The sequence below is a fragment of the Xanthomonas floridensis genome (assembly GCF_001642575.1).
GTDB classification, from domain to species: Bacteria; Pseudomonadota; Gammaproteobacteria; order Xanthomonadales; family Xanthomonadaceae; genus Xanthomonas; species Xanthomonas floridensis.
In genome coordinates this window covers 112041-131822 of the sequence record NZ_LXNG01000008.1, presented here as the reverse complement: position 1 = coordinate 131822, position 19782 = coordinate 112041, and the positions used below count along the sequence as shown (strand labels likewise).

Annotated in this window: 16 protein-coding genes and 1 pseudogene; 10 read left to right on the top strand and 7 right to left on the bottom strand. The window is 64.5% G+C overall.

From position 1 onward, the window contains the following. Nucleotides 1–1003 precede the first annotated feature (1003 nt). Nucleotides 1004–4204 (bottom strand): bifunctional proline dehydrogenase/L-glutamate gamma-semialdehyde dehydrogenase PutA, encoded by a 3201-nt coding sequence (putA, locus tag A7D17_RS05670; RefSeq protein ID WP_064508206.1) that lies wholly within the window; start codon nucleotides 4202–4204, stop codon nucleotides 1004–1006. A gap of 266 nt (nucleotides 4205–4470) precedes the next feature. Here putA and A7D17_RS05665 point away from each other — a divergent pair, with 266 nt between their 5' ends. From A7D17_RS05665 to A7D17_RS05645, 6 genes are read left to right on the top strand one after another with little or no spacing between them, the layout of a single operon-like run. Next, on the top strand, nucleotides 4471–4947 hold the full coding sequence (locus A7D17_RS05665; RefSeq protein WP_064508205.1) for a DUF2244 domain-containing protein: 477 nt from the start codon (nucleotides 4471–4473) through the stop codon (nucleotides 4945–4947). 16 nt (nucleotides 4948–4963) lie between these two features. Further along, nucleotides 4964–5920, top strand: coding sequence for a cytochrome c oxidase subunit II (coxB, locus tag A7D17_RS05660; protein WP_064508204.1), 957 nt, complete (start codon nucleotides 4964–4966; stop codon nucleotides 5918–5920). A gap of 39 nt (nucleotides 5921–5959) precedes the next feature. Continuing rightward, nucleotides 5960–7564: a cytochrome c oxidase subunit I gene (gene ctaD, locus A7D17_RS05655; protein WP_029221431.1), complete on the top strand. Its 1605-nt coding sequence runs from the start codon at nucleotides 5960–5962 to the stop codon at nucleotides 7562–7564. A 19-nt stretch (nucleotides 7565–7583) separates the two neighbouring features. After that, complete coding sequence (locus A7D17_RS25020; RefSeq protein WP_008577456.1) at nucleotides 7584–7718, top strand: hypothetical protein; 135 nt, start codon at nucleotides 7584–7586, stop codon at nucleotides 7716–7718. Continuing rightward, nucleotides 7715–8311, top strand: a complete 597-nt coding sequence (locus tag A7D17_RS05650) for a cytochrome c oxidase assembly protein (protein WP_064508203.1) — start codon at nucleotides 7715–7717, stop codon at nucleotides 8309–8311. Before A7D17_RS25020 ends, A7D17_RS05650 begins: the two co-directional genes overlap by 4 nt. A 36-nt stretch (nucleotides 8312–8347) precedes the next feature. After that, entirely contained in the window at nucleotides 8348–9223 is an 876-nt protein-coding gene (locus tag A7D17_RS05645) for a cytochrome c oxidase subunit 3 (RefSeq protein ID WP_029221429.1), read from the top strand. Between the two features lie 103 nt (nucleotides 9224–9326). Here A7D17_RS05645 and A7D17_RS05640 read toward each other — a convergent pair whose 3' ends face one another. Beyond that, entirely contained in the window at nucleotides 9327–9545 is a 219-nt protein-coding gene (locus A7D17_RS05640; RefSeq protein ID WP_005996896.1) for a twin transmembrane helix small protein, read from the bottom strand. Nucleotides 9546–9605: 60 nt separating this feature from the next. Between A7D17_RS05640 and A7D17_RS05635 the strand changes: the two genes are divergently transcribed. Genes A7D17_RS05635 through cyoE form a run of 4 tightly spaced genes read left to right on the top strand, consistent with a single transcriptional unit; the run spans nucleotide 9606 to nucleotide 13004 of the window. Then, a complete protein-coding gene (locus tag A7D17_RS05635) occupies nucleotides 9606–10328 on the top strand; it encodes an SURF1 family protein (RefSeq protein WP_064508202.1) in 723 nt (240 codons plus the stop codon). Nucleotides 10329–10355: 27 nt separating this feature from the next. Next, nucleotides 10356–10931: a hypothetical protein gene (locus A7D17_RS05630; RefSeq protein WP_064508201.1), complete on the top strand. Its 576-nt coding sequence runs from the start codon at nucleotides 10356–10358 to the stop codon at nucleotides 10929–10931. A 10-nt stretch (nucleotides 10932–10941) separates the two neighbouring features. Continuing rightward, entirely contained in the window at nucleotides 10942–12105 is a 1164-nt protein-coding gene (locus A7D17_RS05625) for a COX15/CtaA family protein (protein WP_064508200.1), read from the top strand. 2 nt (nucleotides 12106–12107) lie between these two features. Then, on the top strand, nucleotides 12108–13004 hold the full coding sequence (gene cyoE, locus A7D17_RS05620; RefSeq protein WP_064508199.1) for a heme o synthase: 897 nt from the start codon (nucleotides 12108–12110) through the stop codon (nucleotides 13002–13004). A gap of 517 nt (nucleotides 13005–13521) precedes the next feature. Here the strand turns inward: cyoE and A7D17_RS24795 are convergent. The 5 genes and pseudogenes from A7D17_RS24795 to dnaG all read right to left on the bottom strand — a co-directional run. Further along, nucleotides 13522–13923: pseudogene (locus A7D17_RS24795) on the bottom strand (thioredoxin family protein); the annotation flags it as partial. A 612-nt stretch (nucleotides 13924–14535) separates the two neighbouring features. Further along, nucleotides 14536–16104 (bottom strand): thioredoxin family protein, encoded by a 1569-nt coding sequence (locus A7D17_RS05610; protein WP_064508197.1) that lies wholly within the window; start codon nucleotides 16102–16104, stop codon nucleotides 14536–14538. 234 nt (nucleotides 16105–16338) lie between these two features. Continuing rightward, nucleotides 16339–17385 (bottom strand): bile acid:sodium symporter family protein, encoded by a 1047-nt coding sequence (locus A7D17_RS05605; protein ID WP_064508196.1) that lies wholly within the window; start codon nucleotides 17383–17385, stop codon nucleotides 16339–16341. 58 nt (nucleotides 17386–17443) lie between these two features. After that, the gene (locus A7D17_RS05600; RefSeq protein WP_064508195.1) at nucleotides 17444–17941 is read right to left on the bottom strand and encodes a fused DSP-PTPase phosphatase/NAD kinase-like protein; all 498 of its coding nucleotides are present in this window, start codon (nucleotides 17939–17941) and stop codon (nucleotides 17444–17446) included. Further along, complete coding sequence (gene dnaG, locus A7D17_RS05595) at nucleotides 17941–19695, bottom strand: DNA primase (RefSeq protein ID WP_064508194.1); 1755 nt, start codon at nucleotides 19693–19695, stop codon at nucleotides 17941–17943. The genes A7D17_RS05600 and dnaG overlap by 1 nt, the downstream gene beginning before the upstream one ends. Nucleotides 19696–19782 lie beyond the last annotated feature (87 nt).

Here is a 19782-nt window from a genome sequence, read left to right as displayed (position 1 = left end):
CTCAGTCCGACAGGACTGGGGGTTTGTTTTTGTCTCCGATTTAAGCCCTTCGCACTGTCCGCCGTCAGTGGGTGGCTTGGCAGGAGGCGCGGAACACTGTGAGGACGGCCGGGAACGCACCGGCACACAGCGCTTCTCTCTTGGCGAAGAGTGCGCTAACCATCGTCGCTTGCGATGCAAGGCGAGGATGCGGTGCCGGCCCGGCCCGATAGGGCGTCCATCCATCCGTGTTCCAAGCCAGATACGGCAAACGACCCAAGCTTGATGCACTCCTCTGCTGGCCAGTGCCGCTTGTAGCAGTCAAAAGGGGGCCAGAAGCCGCCCGTGGCCCAAGACACATTGCGACATGACATCCCAAGCTTGCTGCGCCCCATGCTGGGCTGCGCTGCTTGCACTAGCCAAAAGGGCGCGCGAACCCCCAAAACAGGAGCTCACACCCCCGCACGGTGAAAGGAGGGAGGCAACAGCATAGCTGGTTGGTAACTTCCCTAGCAGTGCACCTCCACGAAACAGCAGATAGAGCGCGCCACCAAGGTGTAGTGCCGCAGGCTTGTTCTCCACCGTCGCGGTGTCGGCAGCAGCAGTTGGAGATACAAACGCCGCAAATTAGACGTAGAGCGCCTGAGAACCACCTCACTGCAACTGTTGGCAGCGCGCTGAATCAATTCACCGATAGTCAGCAAAGGTTGGCTGCTAACGGATTGATCCAGGTAGACCTTGTGCGCTTGGTCTAGAGGCGATCAGGATGTGGAAAAGCTCTTCACCTTTGATCTGCATCAAGATGTAGCTAATGACAGAGGGATCAATACGCTAGTTTTGCGGAACGTATCCTTCAGTCCAGCATCGCGGGAGACATAGCAATATCAGCGCCCAAGGGCTTTCAGCGTTTGATCTGGCTGCTGACACACAAGGACAACTTGCCAATCACGACACAACAAAAAACCCCGCCTTGGCGGGGTTTTTTGCGTTTCAACAAGGCGATCGCTGACGCGGGGTCAACCGCTTAGTCGCCCAACGTCAGGAGCGAGGCATTGCCGCCAGCGGCAGTGGTGTTGACCGTGACGACCTTCTCGGTGGCAAAGCGCAGCAGATAGTGTGGGCCGCCGGCCTTGGGGCCGGTTCCGGACAGTCCCTGCCCGCCGAACGGCTGAACCCCGACAACGGCGCCGATCTGGTTGCGATTGACGTAGACGTTGCCCACTGCAACGCGGGAAGTGATGCGCTCAATGGTCTCGTCGATACGCGAGTGCACGCCCAACGTCAGGCCGTAGCCGGTCGCATTGATCTGCTCGATCACCGCATCAAGCTGGTCGGCTTTCCAGCGGATGATATGCAACACCGGGCCGAAAACTTCACGCTGCAGCTGTACGAGTGAGGTCAATTCGTAGGCGCGCGGGGCAAAGAAGCTTCCGTGGGTGGTGCCCTCGTCCAGCTTGGTGGTTGCGATCAGGCGGGCTTCGCGGTCCATGCGCGCTGCGTGATCGTCGAGGATCTTGAGGGCATCAGCGTCGATCACAGGGCCAACGTCGGTAGAAAGCACGCCAGGGTCGCCGATCTTCAATTCGCCCATGGCGCCGGCCAACATGGTCATGACCTTGTCGGCAATGTCGTCCTGGACGAACAGCACCCGTGCCGCGGAACAGCGCTGCCCAGCGGACATGAAGGCGCTGGAGATCGCATCCTTGACCACTGCCTCTGGCAGTGAGGACGAGTCGGCGATGAACGCGTTCTGGCCACCGGTCTCGGCGATCAAGACACCGATCGCCGCATCGCGCGCGGCGAGGGTGCGGTTGATGATGCGCGCGGTGTCGGTGGAGCCGGTGAAGGCCACACCGGCCACGCGCGGATCGTTGGTCAATGCGGAACCGACCGTGGCGCCATCGCCGGGCAGGAATTGAACGGCCGCTTCCGGTACGCCGGCCTCGTGCAGCAGTTTGACCGCCGCAAAGCCGATCAGATTGGTCTGCTCGGCCGGCTTGGCGATGACGGTGTTGCCCGCTGCCAGCGCTGCGGCCACCTGACCGAGAAAGATCGCCAGCGGGAAATTCCACGGGCTGATGCAGACAAAAACACCGCGGCCATGCAGCTGCAGTTCGTTGGATTCGCCGGTGGGCCCGGGCAGGCGTTCGGGGGCACCGAATTGCGCGCGCGCCTGGCCGGCGTAGTAGCGCAGGAAATCGACCGCTTCGCGCACTTCGGCGACAGCGTCGGGTAGCGTCTTGCCGGCTTCCTTGACGCAGATCGCCATGAATTCGGGCATGCGCGTTTCCAGCAGGTCGGCGGCGTGCTCCAGAATGGTGGCGCGGCTTGCCGCCGGCGTCCGATTCCAGGCCGGCTGCGCAGCCGCTGCGGTTACAAGCGCCTTCTGCACGGTGGCCGGGTCGGCTGGCTGCCAATGCCCGACCGTCTCGCGGCGATCTGCAGGATTGAGCACAGGCGCGCGCGGCGTGCTGACGACTGCGCCGGGCACCAGCGGCGCCGCCGTCCACGGTTTGATCGCGGCATTGAGTTGCTCGGCCAGCTGCCGCAGATCGTTGTCGTTGGCGAGATTGGCGCCCATGGAGTTTTTCCTGTGTTGGTTCTGGCTGCGCAACAGATCGGTGGGCAGCGGAATCTTGGGATGCGGAATGGAGCTAAACGAGGACACCGCTTCGACCGGATCGCGGATCAGGTCTTCGATGGCGACGTCCTCGTCGGTGATGCGATTGACGAAGCTGGAATTGGCGCCGTTCTCGAGCAGGCGACGCACCAGATAAGGCAGCAGATCCTCGTGCGAGCCGACCGGTGCATAGACGCGGCACGGCAAACCCAGGCGATCGGCGGGAATCACTTCGGCGTACAGGTCATCGCCCATGCCGTGCAGCTTCTGGTGTTCGTAGACCTTGCCACCGGAGATCGCACGCACGGCAGCGATGGTCTGCGCGTTGTGGGTGGCGAACATCGGATAAAGCGCGTCATTGTGCGCAAACATGCGACGCGCACAGGCCAGATACGACACGTCGGTATTTTGCTTGCGAGTAAACACCGGGTAGCCGGGGTGACCTTCGATCTGCGCGCGCTTGATTTCCGCGTCCCAGTACGCGCCTTTGACCAGGCGAACCGGAATGCGTCGTCCGACACGGCGCGCAAGATCGGCGAGAAAATCGATCGTGTACGGCGTGCGCTTTTGATACGCCTGCACGGCCAGGCCGTAGCCTTCCCAGCCGTCCAGCGATGGATCGGAGAAGGTGGCTTCGATGATGTCCAGCGACAGTTCCAGACGGTCGGCTTCCTCGGCGTCGACGGTGTAGCCGATGCCATAGGACTTGGCCAGCTGCGCCAACTCCAGCACGCCTGGAACCAGCTCGGCCATCACCCGCGCACGCTTGGCATGCTCGTAGCGCGGATACAGTGCCGACAGCTTGATCGAGATGCTGGGCGCAGCGAACACGTCGGTACCGACGAAGCTGCCGCTACGGCCGATCGCATGAATCGCATCGCGATACGCCTGCAGATAGCGCTGCGCATCCTTCATGGTGAGCGCGCCTTCGCCGAGCATGTCGAACGAGTAGCGGTAGTGGGCATTGTCGCCCTTGCGCGAACGCGACAGCGCTTCACCGATGGTGCGGCCCATGACGAACTGATGGCCCATGATCTTCATGGCCTGGCGCACGGCCAGGCGAATCACCGGCTCGCCGACGCGGCCGATCAGGCGCTTGAACGCACCAGGCACATCGGCGCGGGTGAGGTCGTTGAGCTGCACCAACCTGCCGGTGAGCATCAGGCCCCAGGTGGAGGCGTTGACCAGCACCGAGTCGCTGCCGCCCATGTGCTTCTTCCAGTCCGCATCGCCGAGCTTGTCGCGGATCAGCTTGTCTGCGGTGTCCTGATCGGGAATGCGCAGCAGCGCCTCGGCTACGCACATCAGCAGCACGCCTTCTTCGCTGCCGAGATCGTACTGGCGCATGAAGGCTTCGATCGCGCCCTGATCCTGAGCGCGTGCACGCACGCGGGTGACCAGGTCGGCGGCTAGCGCCTGCACCTTGGCCTGGTCGGCGGCGGGCAGACGTGCCTGGTCGAGCAGCTCGTGCACGTGTTCGGCTTCGTCCTTGAGCCAGGCGGCGGTGATGGCAGCGCGCAATGCACCGGGCGCTGCCGGCAATTCGGGCGCAAGCAGCGAATGGGCAGTACTGGAAGAGGCAGTTGGAGCTAGCTGGGCGTTCATGCGAAAGGGGCCTTGATATCCGCGCTCATTCTAGTGAGCCACGGTGGTTGCACACTTGTGCGGATGCGGCAGCTTTCCCGCCGTTTTGTGCAGGTCGCCCGAGGCTGTGATGGCGGCCCCACTCAACAGTGCGGTTTCGCGAAGTGATTGATTTGCGCGTACTTTTAGCTGCACTGCAGCAAATTGCCGATCGCCGGAAACGCTTGCCGCATGCGTCGGCGCGGGTCTACCATCGGGCTGTTCCCGCAGTCCGCTGCGTGTCGCCAATGATCGAAGTACTGCCGTTGATGTCCGAAGGGGTCGGGACGCAATTGCGGTTGCGGCCTCCACGGGCACTGTCGTCCCGGCAGTTCATGCTGTTGTTTGCGGTCTTGGCTGGAACGATGTGGTTGTTTGCGGGCCTGGGGTGGTGGACCGGCAATGCATTCGCGCCGGTGTTCGCCCTGTTGCACAGTGGTGTGGTGGCGCTGGCGCTGCGGCAGGTGTGGCGAAGCGGCGAGCGCGAAGAAGCGATCCGGGTAGGGGAGACCGCTGTCGAGGTGTTTCCGTCCGGGCATGCGCCACCAGCGTTTCAGGCACATCCGCATTGGGTGCGGCTGTGCATGGAACGCGATGACAGGGTGCTGTTGGTGAGCAGCGGCAGGCAGATCGAGATCGGAAGTTTTCTCGGGCCGGCCGAACGTGTGGAACTGGCAGATACGCTGAAACGCTTGCTCGCGGCCGCCAATGGCCGTCACCGATGACGTAAGGGTCTAGGCAATGACGCAACGCAGCAGCTTGAAGTGGATGTGCACGGGATGGGGCCTGGCCTTGGCGATGCTGGCGGGCGCACCGGCCGCCTTGGCGCAATCGGCCGATCCCAAGGAATGGCAGCTCAACATGGGCCGCGGGGTGACCCAGACTGCGCGCATGGCTTACGAGGCGCATATGGTGGCGCTGTGGGTCTGCGTGGTGATCGGCGCGCTGGTGTTCGGCGCAATGGGCTATGCCATCTTCAAGTTCCGCAAGTCCAAGGGAGCGGTAGCTGCACAGTTCAGCCACAACACGCGGGCCGAAGTACTGTGGACGGTGATTCCGGTGCTGGTGCTGATCGCCATGGCCTGGCCAGCGACGGCCAAGCTGATTGCGATGTATGACACGCGCGAATCGGAAATGACGGTCAAGGTGACCGGCTACCAGTGGATGTGGAAATACGAGTACCTGGGCCAGGGCGTGGAATTCACCAGCCGCCTGGCGCGCGAATCGGACCGGATCCGCCAGAGCGGCGAGCGTCCCACCGTGGCTTCGCAGCCGCACTACCTTCTGGATGTCGACAACCGGCTGGTGTTGCCGGTCAACACCAAGATCCGTTTCGTCATCACCGCCGACGACGTCATCCATGCGTGGTGGGTGCCGGCCCTGGGCTGGAAGCAGGATGCGATCCCGGGCATCGTCAACGAAGCCTGGACCAATATCGAGCAGCCGGGCGTGTATCGCGGGCAATGCGCCGAGCTATGCGGCAAGGACCATGGGTTCATGCCGATCGTGGTCGAAGCCCTGCCCAAGGCCGAATTCCAGCGTTGGCTGGCCTCGCGTCGTGGTGCTGCGCAAGCGGCGCCCGCAGGTGCGGTACCGGCTCCCGCGGCGCCCGTTCCTGCAACGCCGGCGCCGGCTGGCGATGCAGCGCCTGAAACCGCACCCGCGACGCCGGCTGCCGCACCGACCGCCGCTCTTTAACCGCACGCAATCGCACCGCTTCGCAGAGGTCGTTCCGTCATGGCGCATACCGCAGTCGATCACCACGGACACCACCAGCCCGGTTTCGTCGAGCGCTGGTTCTTTTCGACCAATCACAAGGACATCGGCACGCTGTATCTGCTGTTCTCCTTCGTGATGTTCATCATCGGCGCGGCGATGAGCGTGGTGATCCGCGCCGAACTCATGCAGCCAGGCCTGCAGTTCGTCAAACCCGAATTCTTCAACCAGATGACCACCGTGCATGCGCTGGTGATGATCTTCGGTGGCGTGATGCCGGCCTTCGTGGGCCTGGCCAACTGGATGATTCCGCTGCAGATCGGTGCGCCGGACATGGCGTTGCCGCGCATGAACAACTGGTCGTTCTGGCTGCTGCCGGTGGCCTTCACCTTGCTGTTGCTGACATTGTTTCTGCCCGGCGGCGCGCCCGCCGGTGGCTGGACGCTGTATCCGCCGTTGTCGCTGCAAGGCGGCTACAACGTGGCCTTCAGCGTGTTCGCAATCCACGTGGCCGGCGTCAGCTCGATCATGGGCGCGATCAACATCATCGCCACCGTGCTCAACATGCGTGCGCCCGGCATCGATCTGCTGAAGATGCCGATCTTCTGCTGGGCGTGGCTGATCACCGCGTTTTTGTTGATTGCAGTGATGCCGGTGCTGGCCGGCGCGGTGACCATGCTGCTGACCGACAAGTTCTTCGGCACCAGCTTCTTCAACGCGGCCGGCGGCGGCGACCCGGTGATGTACCAGCACATCTTCTGGTTCTTCGGGCACCCGGAGGTCTACATCATGATCCTGCCGGCGTTCGGCGTGGTCAGCGAGATCATCCCGACCTTCAGCCGCAAACCGCTGTTCGGGTACCAGGCGATGGTGTACGCGATCGCGGCGATCGCGTTCCTGAGCTTCATCGTGTGGGCGCACCACATGTTTACCGTGGGCATGCCGCTGGGGGGCGAAATCTACTTCATGTTTGCCACCATGCTGATCTCCATCCCGACCGGGGTGAAGGTGTTCAACTGGGTCAGCACGATGTGGAAGGGCTCGCTGACCTTCGAATCACCGATGTTGTGGGCGGTGGCCTTTGTCATTCTCTTCAGTATCGGTGGGTTCTCGGGCCTGATGCTGGCGATCGTGCCGGCCGACTTCCAGTATCACGACACCTACTTCGTGGTGGCGCATTTCCATTACGTGCTGGTCACCGGCGCGGTGTTCGCGCTGATTGCGGCGGTGTACTACTGGTGGCCGAAGTGGACCGGGCGCATGTACAACGAGGCCTGGGCCAAGTTCCACTTCTGGTGGACGATGATCTTCGTCAACCTGTTGTTCTTCCCGCAGCATTTTCTCGGCCTGGCTGGCATGCCGCGGCGCATCCCCGATTACAACGTGGTATTTGCCGACTGGAATCTGGTCAGCTCGATCGGTGCCTTCGGCATGTTCGCCACCCCGTTCCTGATGGCGGCGATCTTGTTCGCCTCGTTGCGCAGCGGCGCCCGTGCCGATGCGCGTGCGTGGGAAGGTGCCAAGGGGTTGGAATGGACAGTGCCGTCACCGGCGCCTGCGCATACCTTCACCGTGCCGCCGGTGATCAAGCCTGGAGATCTTGCGCATGAAGACATCGGTCACTGAGTCTGCCTCGGAGCCGGCAGTGACGCGTCTGCTTTCTGCGGCCGAGCGGCAGGCGCAGCAGCGTCGCGCGGTGCGACGCACGGCGATCACGGTCGGCATCATCGCGTTGCTGATCTACGCGGGGTTCATCGCGTCCGGAGTCATCGGGCGGTGAATGCACGCGCGCCCGCACCTGCACCCACGGCTGGCTTGTTCAAGCTGCTTGCCGTAGTGCTAGGTGTGTTCGTGTTGACGTTTTCCCTGGTGCCGCTGTATCGCATCGCCTGCGAGAAAGTCTTCGGGATTCGCATGGAGCGCGCGCCTGGCAACGCGCGGGCAGGCGCGGGCACGCTCGCCGTGCCAGGCAAGCGCACGGTGCGGGTGGAGTTCGATGCCGGGGTCAATTCCAAGTTGCCGTGGACCTTCCATCCCGAGCAGATGACGATGGATGTGGTGCCTGGCGAGCTCAATGAGGCGCTGTACTTCGCGCGCAACGACAGTGCACGCGCAGTGGTTGGCAGCGCGGTACCGTCGGTCGCGCCGGCGCGTGCATCGGGGTATTTCAACAAGACCGAATGTTTCTGTTTCACCGCGCAGACCTTGCAGGCTGGCGAGACGCGCGACATGCCGTTGCGTTTCATCGTCGATCCGGCGCTGCCGCCGGAAGTCACCACCATCACCTTGTCCTATACGTTCTACCGCAACGACGCGCTGACCTCTGAATTGCAGAGCGGAGGCGCCTCTGATGCGCCACGCGCCGCACCGTAAATCCATCCACCCTTACCACGATACGGAAGCAACGCCATGGCCGATCACAGTCCCAACGCCGATGCGTATTTCGTCCCGAGCCAAAGCAAATGGCCGTTCGTCGGCTCGATTGCGATGTTCGTGATGATGATCGGCGTGGCCAGCTGGCTCAACGACGCGGCGTGGGGGCGCTGGACGTTCTTCGCCGGCATGGCGATGTTGCTGGCGACCTTGTTCATGTGGTTTGGCGATGTCATTCGCGAGTCCAACGCCGGCAACTACAACCGCCAGGTGGACGGTTCGTTCCGCATGGGAATGGTGTGGTTCATTTTTTCCGAAGTGATGTTTTTCGGCGCCTTCTTCGGTGCGCTGTTTTATACGCGCGTGCTGACGCTGCCCTGGCTGGGCGGCGAGGGCGACGGCGTGATGACCAACGAGTTGCTGTGGAATGGCTATTCGGCGGCCTGGCCGACCAATGGCCCGGGCACGATCGGCGGCCAATTCCAGACCATTCCGGCCTGGGGCCTGCCGCTGATCAATACCTTGATCCTGCTCAGCTCCGGCGTGACCTTGACCATTGCCCATCACGCGCTGAAGGGCGGGCGCCGTGGCGCGCTGCTGCTGTGGCTGGGGCTGACGGTGCTGCTGGGCTGCGTGTTCCTGTTCCTGCAGGCGGAGGAGTACATCCACGCCTACACCGAGCTCAATCTCACCCTGGGTTCGGGCATCTACGGCTCCACCTTTTTCATGCTCACCGGTTTCCATGGCATGCACGTGCTGCTGGGCACGATCATGCTGGCGGTGATGTGGCTACGCGCGGCCAAGGGCCATTTCACCCGCGACAACCACTTCGCCTTCGAAGCGGCCGCGTGGTACTGGCACTTCGTCGACGTGGTGTGGCTGGCGCTGTTCCTGTTCGTGTATGTACTTTGAGAATCGGGAATCGGGAATCGGGAATCGGGAATCGTGAATCGCAAGAGCGAGCCTGCTTTTGCTTCTACGATTCCCTACTCCCGATTCTCCATTCCCGGCCGCGTCAGCGGCCGATGCCATGTGGCTTGATCCAGCCGGTGTAGATGCCGATGATCACAATGGCTATCAGGGCGACCGATAAGCCGATGCGCCAGGTGAGCGCATTGACGGTGCGTTTGGTCTGACCGCGGTCGGTCAGCAGGTAGTAGAGACCGGCCCCCAGGTTCCACAGAATCACGATCAGGAAGGCGACAATCAGCAGCGTCTTGAGCGAGTCGTTCACAGCAGCCCCGGTGGTCGTCGGCGTGGTTGTCGCATTGCACGCCTTTTTGCGCCGCTTGTCATGACGCGCAAGCACACGGCGGTGCTGGGCTGGGCGTTGGCGGTGCTGGTGAGCGCGGGGTTTGCATCGCTGGGGCAGTGGCAGCTGCAACGCATGCACAGCAAGGAGGCGCTGGTGGAACGCGCGGCGCATGTGCGGGAGAAGCCGTTGACCCTGGCGCAGGCTCTGGCCAGTCCGCAGGCGCTGAGCTGGGCCACCGGACGTGTGCGCTTCCTGCCGCAGCAGGTCCTGCTGGATAATCAACTGCGTGATGGGCGTGCCGGTGTGCGCGTGTATCAACTCGCCGCGGTGGAGGGGGCAGCGGGGACGCTGTTGGTCGATCTTGGCTGGCTGCCGTTGCCGGCGAATCGGCAGCTACCCAGCATCGCGGCGCTCGACGGCGTGCGGGCGGTGCGGGGCCTTGTCAGTGCGCCACCATCGGCTGGTCTGGCGATCGGCCCTGCACTGGCGCCCACCGCCACTGCGGCCACTTGGCTGGCCACGCGGCTGGACCCGCAGGCCGTGCGTGAGGCGGTGGGCAGGCGCGACATTTCGTCGCAGGTGCTGCGCCTGGATCCGGCATTGCCGGTGGGCTATGTGCGCGATCTGGACATGCTGCCGAACACGCTGCCGCCCGCGCGGCACTTGGGTTACGCGGTGCAATGGTTCGGGCTGGCGTTTGCGGTGCTGAGCACCGCCGCGCTGCTGAGCTGGCGTGCGCGGCGACGCAGGCGCGGGCACTGACGCCTGCGGCATGAGAAAATCGCCGGTATGACCACCTCTCCATCGGCCACACCGCACGCGGTCAAACGCGGCCGCAGAATGCTGATTGCCCTGGCGGTGCTGTTCTTCGGCTCGATGTTGCTGGCCGGCGTGCTGCGCTTTTCCGGCTGGCAGCCGGCATCGATGCGCAACAACGGCCAATTGCTCAATCCGCCTGCTGACCTACGTGCGCTGACGCCAATGCGCGCGGATGGGCAGCCATATGCATGGGCACCTGGCGAGCGCGTATGGCGGATCGCATTGGCTCCGCCCGCAGGGTGTGCGCAGCAGTGCGTGGCATTGGCCGCGGAACTGGACAAGGTGTGGCAATTGCTGGGCCATCGCGCCGACAAGGTGGAGGTGCTGTGGATCGGTACGCCGCCGGCCGGGCTGCCGCCGATGCCGGCCTTGCGCGTGTTGCGCGACGACGTGCAGCTGCGCGGGGCGCTGCCGCATGCAGACGATGCGGCCGGCGTGCCGGTGTATGTGATCGATCCCAACGGCTTCTTGATCCTGCGCTATGCCCCGGGCTTCGACCCGGCCGGCCTGCGCTCGGATCTGGTCAAGCTGCTGAAACTGATGTGAGCCCGCTTCGATGAATCTGTTTGCGCCACCGGCATTGTTCCGTCACTTCCACCGCATGGCCTGGCTGGCGGCGTTATTCACTGCGAGCACGATCCTGTTCGGCTCGTTCGTGCGCCTGTCCGATGCCGGCATGAGCTGCCCGGACTGGCCGACCTGCTACGGCCGCGTGACCTGGCCGCAGACCACCGATGAAGCCAACACGCATGTGGCCAGCAAGATCCGGCCGCTGGAATCGCACAAGGCCTGGCGCGAGCAGGTGCACCGCTTCCTGGCCGGGGCGCTGGGTGTGGAGGTGCTGGTGCTGACGCTGCTGGCCGCGCGCCGCCGTCGCATGGGTATCGCCCAGGTCGTTTCGGCCGCGGTGCTGGTGGCGTTGTCGATCCCTCTATACATGTCCGGCTGGCATGGGTTGGCGATGGGCGTGGCGCTGGCCGGCGAGGCCATCCTGCTGTTGGCGGCGTTGCGCTGGAGCAATATCGACCTGGCGCGCGCGGCGGTGCTGACGCTGGCGGTGGTGATCTTCCAGGCGCTGCTGGGCATGTGGACGGTGACGCTGCTGCTCAAGCCCATTGTGGTGATGGGCCATCTGCTCGGCGGCATGCTGATGTTCTCGTTGCTGGTGTGGATGGCCTGGCGTGCCACGCACCTGCCAATCACGCTGGCCGATGCCTCGCGGTTGAAATGGTTGCTGCGGCTGGGCGTGGCGGTGCTGGGCCTGCAGATCGCGCTCGGTGGCTGGGTCAGCGCCAACTACGCCGCGCTGGCGTGCGGCGGCGGCAGCTGGTCGGCGGACAACTTTCCGCGTTGCGTCAGCCAGTGGTGGCCGCCGCACGACTTCCGCGAGGGCTTCACGCTGTGGCGCGGTATCGGCGTGGATTACGAAGGCGGCGTGCTTGATGGCGCGGCGCGTATCGCCATCCAGATGGCACACCGGCTGTGGGCGATTGCGACCGCGCTGTACCTGTGGTGGCTGGCGTGGCGCTTGTCGCGCTCGCCGGGCATGCGGGTGTGGGCAGGCGCATTGGCGTTGCTGGTGGCCGTGCAGGTGACGCTGGGCATGCTCAACGTCAAGCTGGCGCTGCCGCTGGAAGTCTCGGTGCTGCATAACGGTGGCGCGGTGGCGCTGTTGTTCGTGCTGGTCTCCCTGTTGGCGCGGTTGCGCGCGCCGGAGTGATCATGGCCGTCAGCGCACGCGATTACTGGGATCTGACCAAACCCAAGGTGGTGGCACTGATCGTGTTCACCGCGCTGGTGGGCATGTTCCTGGCCATTCCCGGCATGCCGTCCTGGGTGCAGGTGCGCACCGGCGCGCTGGGCTTTCTGGGCATCTGGCTGGCCGCCTCGGCAGCGGCGGCGATCAATCAATTGCTCGATGCCAAGATCGACGCGCAGATGGCTCGCACCTCGTGGCGTCCGCTGGTGGTGGGCAAGGTGCGGCCGTGGCAGGTGCTGGTGTTCGCCGGCGCGCTGATCGTGATCTCCATGACCCTGTTGGTGGTGTGGGTGAATGTGATCACCGCAGTGCTGACCTTCGCCTCGCTGATTGGCTACGCGGTGATCTACACCGTCTACCTGAAACGCGCGACCTCGCAGAACATCGTGATCGGCGGTCTGGCCGGTGCCACGCCGCCGATGCTGGGATGGGCCGCGGTGACCGGCTTGGCGACCACCGCGGACTGGATCAATGCCTCGTTGCTCGTGCTGATCATCTTCATCTGGACGCCGCCACATTTCTGGGCGCTGGCGATCTTCCGCCGCGCCGATTACGCCAAGGCCGCGATCCCGATGTTGCCGGTGACCCATGGCGTGCCGCACACGCGCAAGCAGATCCTGGTGTACACGGTGCTGCTGGCGCTCGTGACGTTGCTGCCGGTGGTGGTGGGCATGAGCGGGATGTTCTACCTGGGCGGTGCGCTGGTGCTCAACGTGGTGTTCCTCTGGTACGCCTGGCGCATGCTCGATCCGCCGGACGAACTGTTTTCGATGAAGATGTTCGGCTACTCCATCGTCTATCTGATGGCGCTATTCGCCTTCCTGATGGTCGATCACCTGCTGTTGCCGTGGGTGCACTAGCGACGCGGTGCGCTGTGCAGCGCAGCCGGATATGGCTGCTGATGCACACGGGGCTGCGCAGGTTCACCCCAACCAACTGACGCAGTCGCCTTGCTTTCGCTCGCAACAGCGCATTCGAGAATCTGGCACGCTCGGTGGAGTTGCCGCTGGCGGCCGTGACGAGACCGGCGATAGGGTTGAGTGCGTGCAGATTGAGCCGGAGTTCCGCCAGGTTGGCCAGCAGCGCTTCCAGCAGCGCGTGGTATGCAGGGTCGCCCACGACGGGATCCTTGGCCAGCTCGGGTGCCAACAGCGCAAATCGAGGTTGCAGCGTCGGATCCGGTGCGGACTTGACCAGTTGGGTGAAGGCCTTGACCTTGTCCTGGCGTTTGACCAGTTGCTCATCGATGAGCCAATCGTAGTTATTGAGCATGGCCCAGTCGTCGGCAGAAAGGTCGTGCGGCGTGTGTCGCGCCTTGTCCAGTAGTTGTGTTGCTGCGCTGGTACTTTTTTCCGCCGCACGCAACGCGTCGATCAGGCGCGCGCTGTTGTCGGTGCCGGACAGACGGGTAATGACGCTACGGTCCGGGCGCAACAGGATGATGGTGGGGTAACCCCGGTTTCCGAAGCGATCGCCCCAGCCCTGCGCTTCTTCCAGATCGCCATCCAGATGCACGGCGATGAAGTGCCTGGTGCGTGCGATGAAGCCCGGATCCTTGAACGTGGTGGCCTTGAGGATGTTGCACGGGTGACACCAGATTGCACCCCAATACAACAGCAGTGGCTTGCTACTCTCCCTTGCTTCGTTGAAGGCGTCTTTGATATTGCCCTCGCGCCAATCGATGCCGGCTGCTTCGGAAACAGCGATTGCCTTGGCGTGCGCTGGTGCAGGAGGCGCTGCGGGTTTATCACCGCCGCTCAGTGTCGCGATGGCTGACATCAGTACGAAGACACCACGAAAAAAGCGTCGAGCGGCCAATGCCATGTCGATCGCCCGTGAGGTGGCGTAGGAACACGTGCACTGCAGTTGCATCGCGCCTTGATGGCCCGTTGCAGCGCTGCGTGTGGTCTACCGGCGCAGGCGATGCGAACCGGTGTTCCGTCGTGCGCAGTGGCGTGTGGGCTTGCGTTATCGGCTTGCGGGCAAAATCAGTAGCCTCGCGCGATACCTTCGACACTCGACGAGCGGTCAGTACCACATGCATGACACGTAGACCCTTCTGCGGCGAACGCGCAGTTGATCGCGCTGGTGCTCTGGGGATGTGAATGGCGTCCACCAGCAATGACTGGGTACGGACGGAGTCGTGAGGTTGTCAGCGCACCGATCGCGATCCTCATGATGCTGCCCTGGTGCAGATGAAGTCATCAATGAAACGCTGATCGTCGCCGCGGCAATCGATCGTGCGGTGATCCGCTGCTTTTTCCCGGCAACGCGCGACCTCGCTTACATCAAGATCAATCGCCTGGGCGGCTCATTTGCTGCTGCCTTGGTGCACTCACCGCACAAGCGCACCTCGGTAAATCGGCCGTCCACCGAATGCTTCTCGTGCGCCTAGCCCAGCCAGGCGACGCAATCGGTCCTGCTGCCACAGGTGGCCTGCGCCTTCTGCCGCAAGCGCTCCAGCACTGCGCTGCCTTGCGCGTGGTGCTGTTTGCTCCAGGCCTGCAACGATGCACCTACCGGGTCGAAGTGCCTGCGGTTCTTGCGCAGATAGCCATCGGGCTGTTTGGCCAGATCGCCGATCACCTGGCCTGCAAGCGCTTCGATGCCTGCAGCATCGTCCGGATTGAGGCGGATCATGGCATCCAGATACGGCACGCCGCGCTGCACCAGCGTTCCTTCGCTGCCGGGTGTGGCGTACGCCTTCTTGAACCAGGACAGCGCTGTCTTGTTGTCACCGCGCTCTTCGGCCAGGTGGCCAAGGTAGGGCATGTAGTAGGACGGCGTCTTGCTGCGGCCCAACTCGGCCAGCAGCAACTGTTCGGCCGCGCCGTTGTCGCCCACCTCCACCAATAGATCGACCGCGCTCTCGATCGTGGATTGGCGCTCTTCGGGAGTCTTGGCCGTTGCAACGGCCCAATGCACACGTTGATGCACGGTCTCGATGACGTCGGCCGGCAGCGGCGGCTGCGGCCCGTCTTGCTCGCTGGCTTCGGGCTGCCCCTGAGACAGACGCGCGAGCGCGATCACTGCAAACGCGGTGCGCAGCCGGTCGACGATCGGCAGCGTGGGGTCTGCATAGGCCTGCGCCAATGCCCGATTGAACGCCTCGGACACGCTGGCCCGCGCGCGCGCATCATCGCTGGCCGAGGCCACCAGGGTGGCTGCACCGGGGACCAGGACATGCAGATTGGTCCGGACATCGGCGGGGTCGGCGATCACCGCCTGCAGCAAGGCACGCGTTGCCGGCGTGGAGACCGGTTTCTGCCTGTTGGCGAGCACCGCCAGCAGGCCGAATTGCCGTTGTAATGCTGGCTGCGGCGCTGTCTTTGCCAAGCTTGCCAGCACGACGGAGGCCTGCTCGGCATCGACCAGTTGATTGTCGTGGAGCCAGCTGTAGCCGGCGAGTAGCGCCCAATCGTCCTGCTTGAGCGATGCAGGGTTCTTGAGCGCCATGTCCAGCAACTGCTTGGTACTGCTACTGAGCTGGGCCGCTGCGCGCAGGCTGTCGATGAGCTGCGCTGTGGTGGTGTCGCCGATCAGCCGGGTGATCTCGCTGCGATCCGGGCGCAGCAGGAGGATGGTGGGATATCCCTTGACTGCGAAACGCTCGCCCCAACGCTGCGCCTCCTCCTGGTCGCCGTCCAGATGCACGGCCACGAAGCGCCGGGTCTGTGTAATGAATGCCGGATCCTTGAAGGTGGTGGTCTTGAGCCGATTGCAGGGCGGGCACCAGATCGCGCCCCAGTACAGCAGCACCGGTTTGCCGGTCTTTTGGGCTTCTTCGAAAGCCTTTTCGACGTGACCTTCGTTCCAGTCGATACCGGCCGCGGTGGTTGGGGGCGTGGCGGCCGTACGGGGCGGCGCGGCTGGCGTGGTTCTTTCGCAGGCGCTCAGTGTCGCAAGCAGCAGAACAAACGCGCATCGCGCAGGAGACGGCGAACGCAATGAGACAGCCATGGACACCCTCTCTGTGACGAAAGTCGAACGCAGCATCGAACCGGGTCGCGGCGCTCCACTGCGCGTTCGAAAGTGTGAGCTGTCGGGATGTCGGCCAACGCGGGCAATGCGAACTGCTGTCACGCCGAACGTATGTCGGCGGGGATGTTTGTCTCAGGCGGGAACGAGGATGCGCGGGTGCGCCTGGCAGCTGCCTGGCCGCCAGCGGTCGCCAGCAGGGAACGTGATGCGCGGCTAGCGCTTCCCGGGCTGCGGCGGTGCATCGCCTGGTGCGTTGCGCGCATAGCGCGCTGCCACGAACGCGCAGACGATCAGCTGCACCTGGTGATACAGCATGATTGGCAGCACGATCGCGCCCAGCCCGCCACCGGCGAACATCACCTTGGCCATCGGTACGCCGGTGGCCAGGCTCTTTTTCGAACCGCAGAACACGATGGCGATCTCGTCGGCGCGGCTGAAGTGCAGGCGCCGCGCAAGGAAGGTGATGGAGATCATCGCCATCGCCAGCAATAGGGCTGCCACGCCGATCACCGAAAGCAGGGCCGGCAACGGGGTCTTCTGCCACAGCCCTTCGTTCACCGACGCGCTGAAGGCGGTGTAGACCACCAGCAGGATGGTGGCCTGGTCGGTGTAACGCAGAACCGCGCGATGCCGTTCGACCCAGCCACCGATCCATGGACGCAGGAAGTGGCCGGCCAGGAACGGCACCAGCAATTGCAGCAGGATCTTGCCGATCGCTTCGGCCGGATGCGCCATTGCGCCCTGGCTGCCGACCATCGCGCCCATCAGCAGCGGAGTGAAGAACACGCCGAGCAGGCTGGAAAGCGAGGCCGCGCAGACCGCGGCCGGGACATTGCCGCGCGCCATCGAGGTGAACGCGATCGAGGACTGCACGGTGGACGGCAGCGCGCACAGGAACAGCACGCCGATGTACAGCTCCGGGGTCAGTGCCACATGCGCCAGCGGCTTGAGCAGCAGCCCAAGCAGCGGAAACAGCACGAAGGTGCAGGCCAGGATCACCAGATGCAGCCGCCAGTGCAGCGCACCGGCCTTGACTGCCTCGCGCGACAGCCGCGCCCCATGCAGGAAGAACAATGCGGCGATCGCCACGTCGGTGACATCGTCCATGACCGCAGCGGCGGTACCGGACACCGGCAACAACGAGGCGAGCGTGACCGTGCACAGCAGCGCGAGGGTGAAGGGATCAATGCGCAACCGCGCCAGCAGCTTCTTCATCGAGGTCAGACGGTGTCGCGCATTCGTGCGCCTGGAGCGGGTCATTCTACGACGCGTACGTCCGCGTCCTGTGGCGCCGTGTTGCCGGGGCCTGCGCCGCTTCTCAGCGGTGGGGCGCAGGCTGCAACTGCCTGTGCACCGCCGGTTCCAGCGACGGCTGCATGCCGGCCTCACGCCCGAGCTGCAGGGCCTGCTCGGTGCTGGCACCTTCGCGCGCGGCAAGCAGCGCCAGCAGCGCGCCGGCACGATTGCCGCTGGCGCAGTGCAGTAGCACCGGGCCGCCGGTTTGCTGCCGCAGGATGCGCTGCAACGCGCGTACCGCCTCGGGCGTGAGGGCGTCGGCATTGCGGATCGGCAGGCGCACATAGCGCAGGCCCAGCGCCTCGGCAGCGGTCGTTTCGTCGTAGCCGCGTGGCTCGTCCGGGGCGCGCAGATCGATGACGGTGGTGATGCCACGCGCGGCCGCAGCGCGCAGTTGCGCGTGGGTGGGCTGGCCGGAGCTGATCACTTCGTGGCGGGTCCAGCCAGGCGCCGTCTGTGCCGAGGCAGCGCTGCCGAGCAGCGCAATCACCCACAGGCCATGGCGTAGCCGGCGACCCATCACAATGCCGCGCGTGCCTTGAGCAGCTCGCGCAGTTCGTATTTGTCGGTGTCGTCCAGGCCTTGCGCGCGCTGCTTGGCCTGCAGTTCTTCCAGGCGCTGTTGCAGCAGCTGTTTTTCCATCTGGGCGATGGCGTCGTGCAACTCCATGGCCCAGCTCTGTTCGTCGCCGGGCAGCACCTGCGCAGCCAGCTTTTGCAGGGCCGCCTGTTCTTCGCGTTCGGTGAAGTGCTCCAGCAGCGCGCCGGTGCTGATTTCCGGGCGCTGCTGCACGATGTCCAGCAATTCCATCAGCAGCTCCACGCCGGGCAGGCGTAGCCCGGCCAGGTCGTGGTGACGGTCCAGCCCCATCGCCAGCGAGGGCTGCTGCAGCAGGATCGCGATGGAGGCGCGCACCAGGCTGCGCCGCTGCACCGGTGCGCCGACCCGCGCCGGTACGCGGGCCTGTGGCGTTGCGCCGTGGCCGGGCGAACTGGGCGAGGCACCCACGCCGGTCATGCGCGCCAGTTCCTGCCGCATCAGATCGCCGAACGCGCCTTCGGGTATCTGCGCCAGCATCGGCTTGGCGCGTTCGGCCAGGCGCGCCTTGCCATCCAGCGTGTGCAGGTTGATCTCGCGCGACATCTCGTCGAAGAAGAACTGCGACAGCGGCGTGGCCTGTTTCAGGCGCTGATCGAAGGCCTGCGCGCCTTCCTTGCGCACGATGGTGTCCGGGTCTTCGCCGTCGGGCAGGAACAGGAAGAACGCCTGGCGGCCGTCCTTCATGCGCGGCAACACCGACTCGAGCGCGCGCCAGCCGGCCTTGCGCCCGGCGTTGTCGCCGTCGAAGCAGAAGTACACGTCCGGCGCGTTGCGGAACAACAGTTCGGCATGTTCGGGCGTGGTGGCCGTGCCCAGCGTGGCCACTGCCTGGGTGACGCCGAACTGGAACAGCGAGACCACGTCCATGTAGCCTTCCACCACGATCAGCCGCTCGATCTTCTGATTGGCCTGGCGCACCTGCCACAGGCCATACAGCTCGCGGCCCTTGTGGAACAGCGCGGTTTCCGGCGAATTGAGGTACTTCGGGCCGGGGTCGCGGCCATCGGCCGGCGCGCCCAGGATGCGGCCGCCGAAGGCGATCACGCGGCCGCGGCGATCGAAGATCGGGAACATCACCCGGTCGCGGAACTTGTCGTACACGTGGCCGCGATCGTTCTTGGAAAACAGCCCGGCGCGTTCGAGCACGCTCATGCGGCGCGCATCGGTGCCCAGGGTGTCCTTCAGTGCGCTGTAGCCATCGGGCGCGTAACCGATCTGGAAACGCGCACGGTTCTCCGCATCCACACCGCGCCCGTCCAGGTACTCGGCGGCGCGTGCGTTGCCTTCGAGCTGGCGCTGGAAGAACTTGGTGGCCGCTTCCAGTGCCGAATACAGCTCGCGGCTGTCGTCCTGCTGCTGCGGGGTGCGCTGTTGGGTGTCGCGCGGGATCTCCATGCCGGCGCGCTTGGCCAGCTCGTCGACCGCATCGAGAAACTCGAGGCGATCGTAATTCATCAAAAAGCTGATTGCCGTGCCATGCGCGCCGCAGCCGAAGCAGTGATAGAACTGCTTGGTCGGTGAGACCGTGAACGAGGCCGAGCGCTCGTCGTGGAACGGGCAGCGCGCCGAATACTCCTTGCCCTGGCGCTTGAGCGGCACGCGGCCGCCTACTATCTCGACGATGTCGGTACGCGCAAGCAGTTCGTCGATGAATGCGTCGGGGATGCGGGCCATCCCGCTAGGATATCCCAGCCGCCGGCGCCAGCCTGAGTCGGCCGGCCGCCAGAGGCCTGCCGGTCATGCGCAGCACACCTTCGCCGG

What these genes read in the sequence shown, in the direction of transcription:
- putA (WP_064508206.1), bottom strand. Translation starts at nt 4,204, where the DNA reads ATGAACGCCCAGCTAGCTCCAACTGCCTCTTCCAGTACTGCCCATTCG.
- A7D17_RS05665 (WP_064508205.1), top strand. Translation starts at nt 4,471, where the DNA reads ATGATCGAAGTACTGCCGTTGATGTCCGAAGGGGTCGGGACGCAATTG.
- coxB (WP_064508204.1), top strand. Translation starts at nt 4,964, where the DNA reads ATGACGCAACGCAGCAGCTTGAAGTGGATGTGCACGGGATGGGGCCTG.
- ctaD (WP_029221431.1), top strand. Translation starts at nt 5,960, where the DNA reads ATGGCGCATACCGCAGTCGATCACCACGGACACCACCAGCCCGGTTTC.
- A7D17_RS05645 (WP_029221429.1), top strand. Translation starts at nt 8,348, where the DNA reads ATGGCCGATCACAGTCCCAACGCCGATGCGTATTTCGTCCCGAGCCAA.
- A7D17_RS05635 (WP_064508202.1), top strand. Translation starts at nt 9,606, where the DNA reads ATGACGCGCAAGCACACGGCGGTGCTGGGCTGGGCGTTGGCGGTGCTG.
- A7D17_RS05630 (WP_064508201.1), top strand. Translation starts at nt 10,356, where the DNA reads ATGACCACCTCTCCATCGGCCACACCGCACGCGGTCAAACGCGGCCGC.
- A7D17_RS05625 (WP_064508200.1), top strand. Translation starts at nt 10,942, where the DNA reads ATGAATCTGTTTGCGCCACCGGCATTGTTCCGTCACTTCCACCGCATG.
- cyoE (WP_064508199.1), top strand. Translation starts at nt 12,108, where the DNA reads ATGGCCGTCAGCGCACGCGATTACTGGGATCTGACCAAACCCAAGGTG.
- A7D17_RS05610 (WP_064508197.1), bottom strand. Translation starts at nt 16,104, where the DNA reads ATGGCTGTCTCATTGCGTTCGCCGTCTCCTGCGCGATGCGCGTTTGTT.
- A7D17_RS05605 (WP_064508196.1), bottom strand. Translation starts at nt 17,385, where the DNA reads ATGACCCGCTCCAGGCGCACGAATGCGCGACACCGTCTGACCTCGATG.
- A7D17_RS05600 (WP_064508195.1), bottom strand. Translation starts at nt 17,941, where the DNA reads ATGGGTCGCCGGCTACGCCATGGCCTGTGGGTGATTGCGCTGCTCGGC.
- dnaG (WP_064508194.1), bottom strand. Translation starts at nt 19,695, where the DNA reads ATGGCCCGCATCCCCGACGCATTCATCGACGAACTGCTTGCGCGTACC.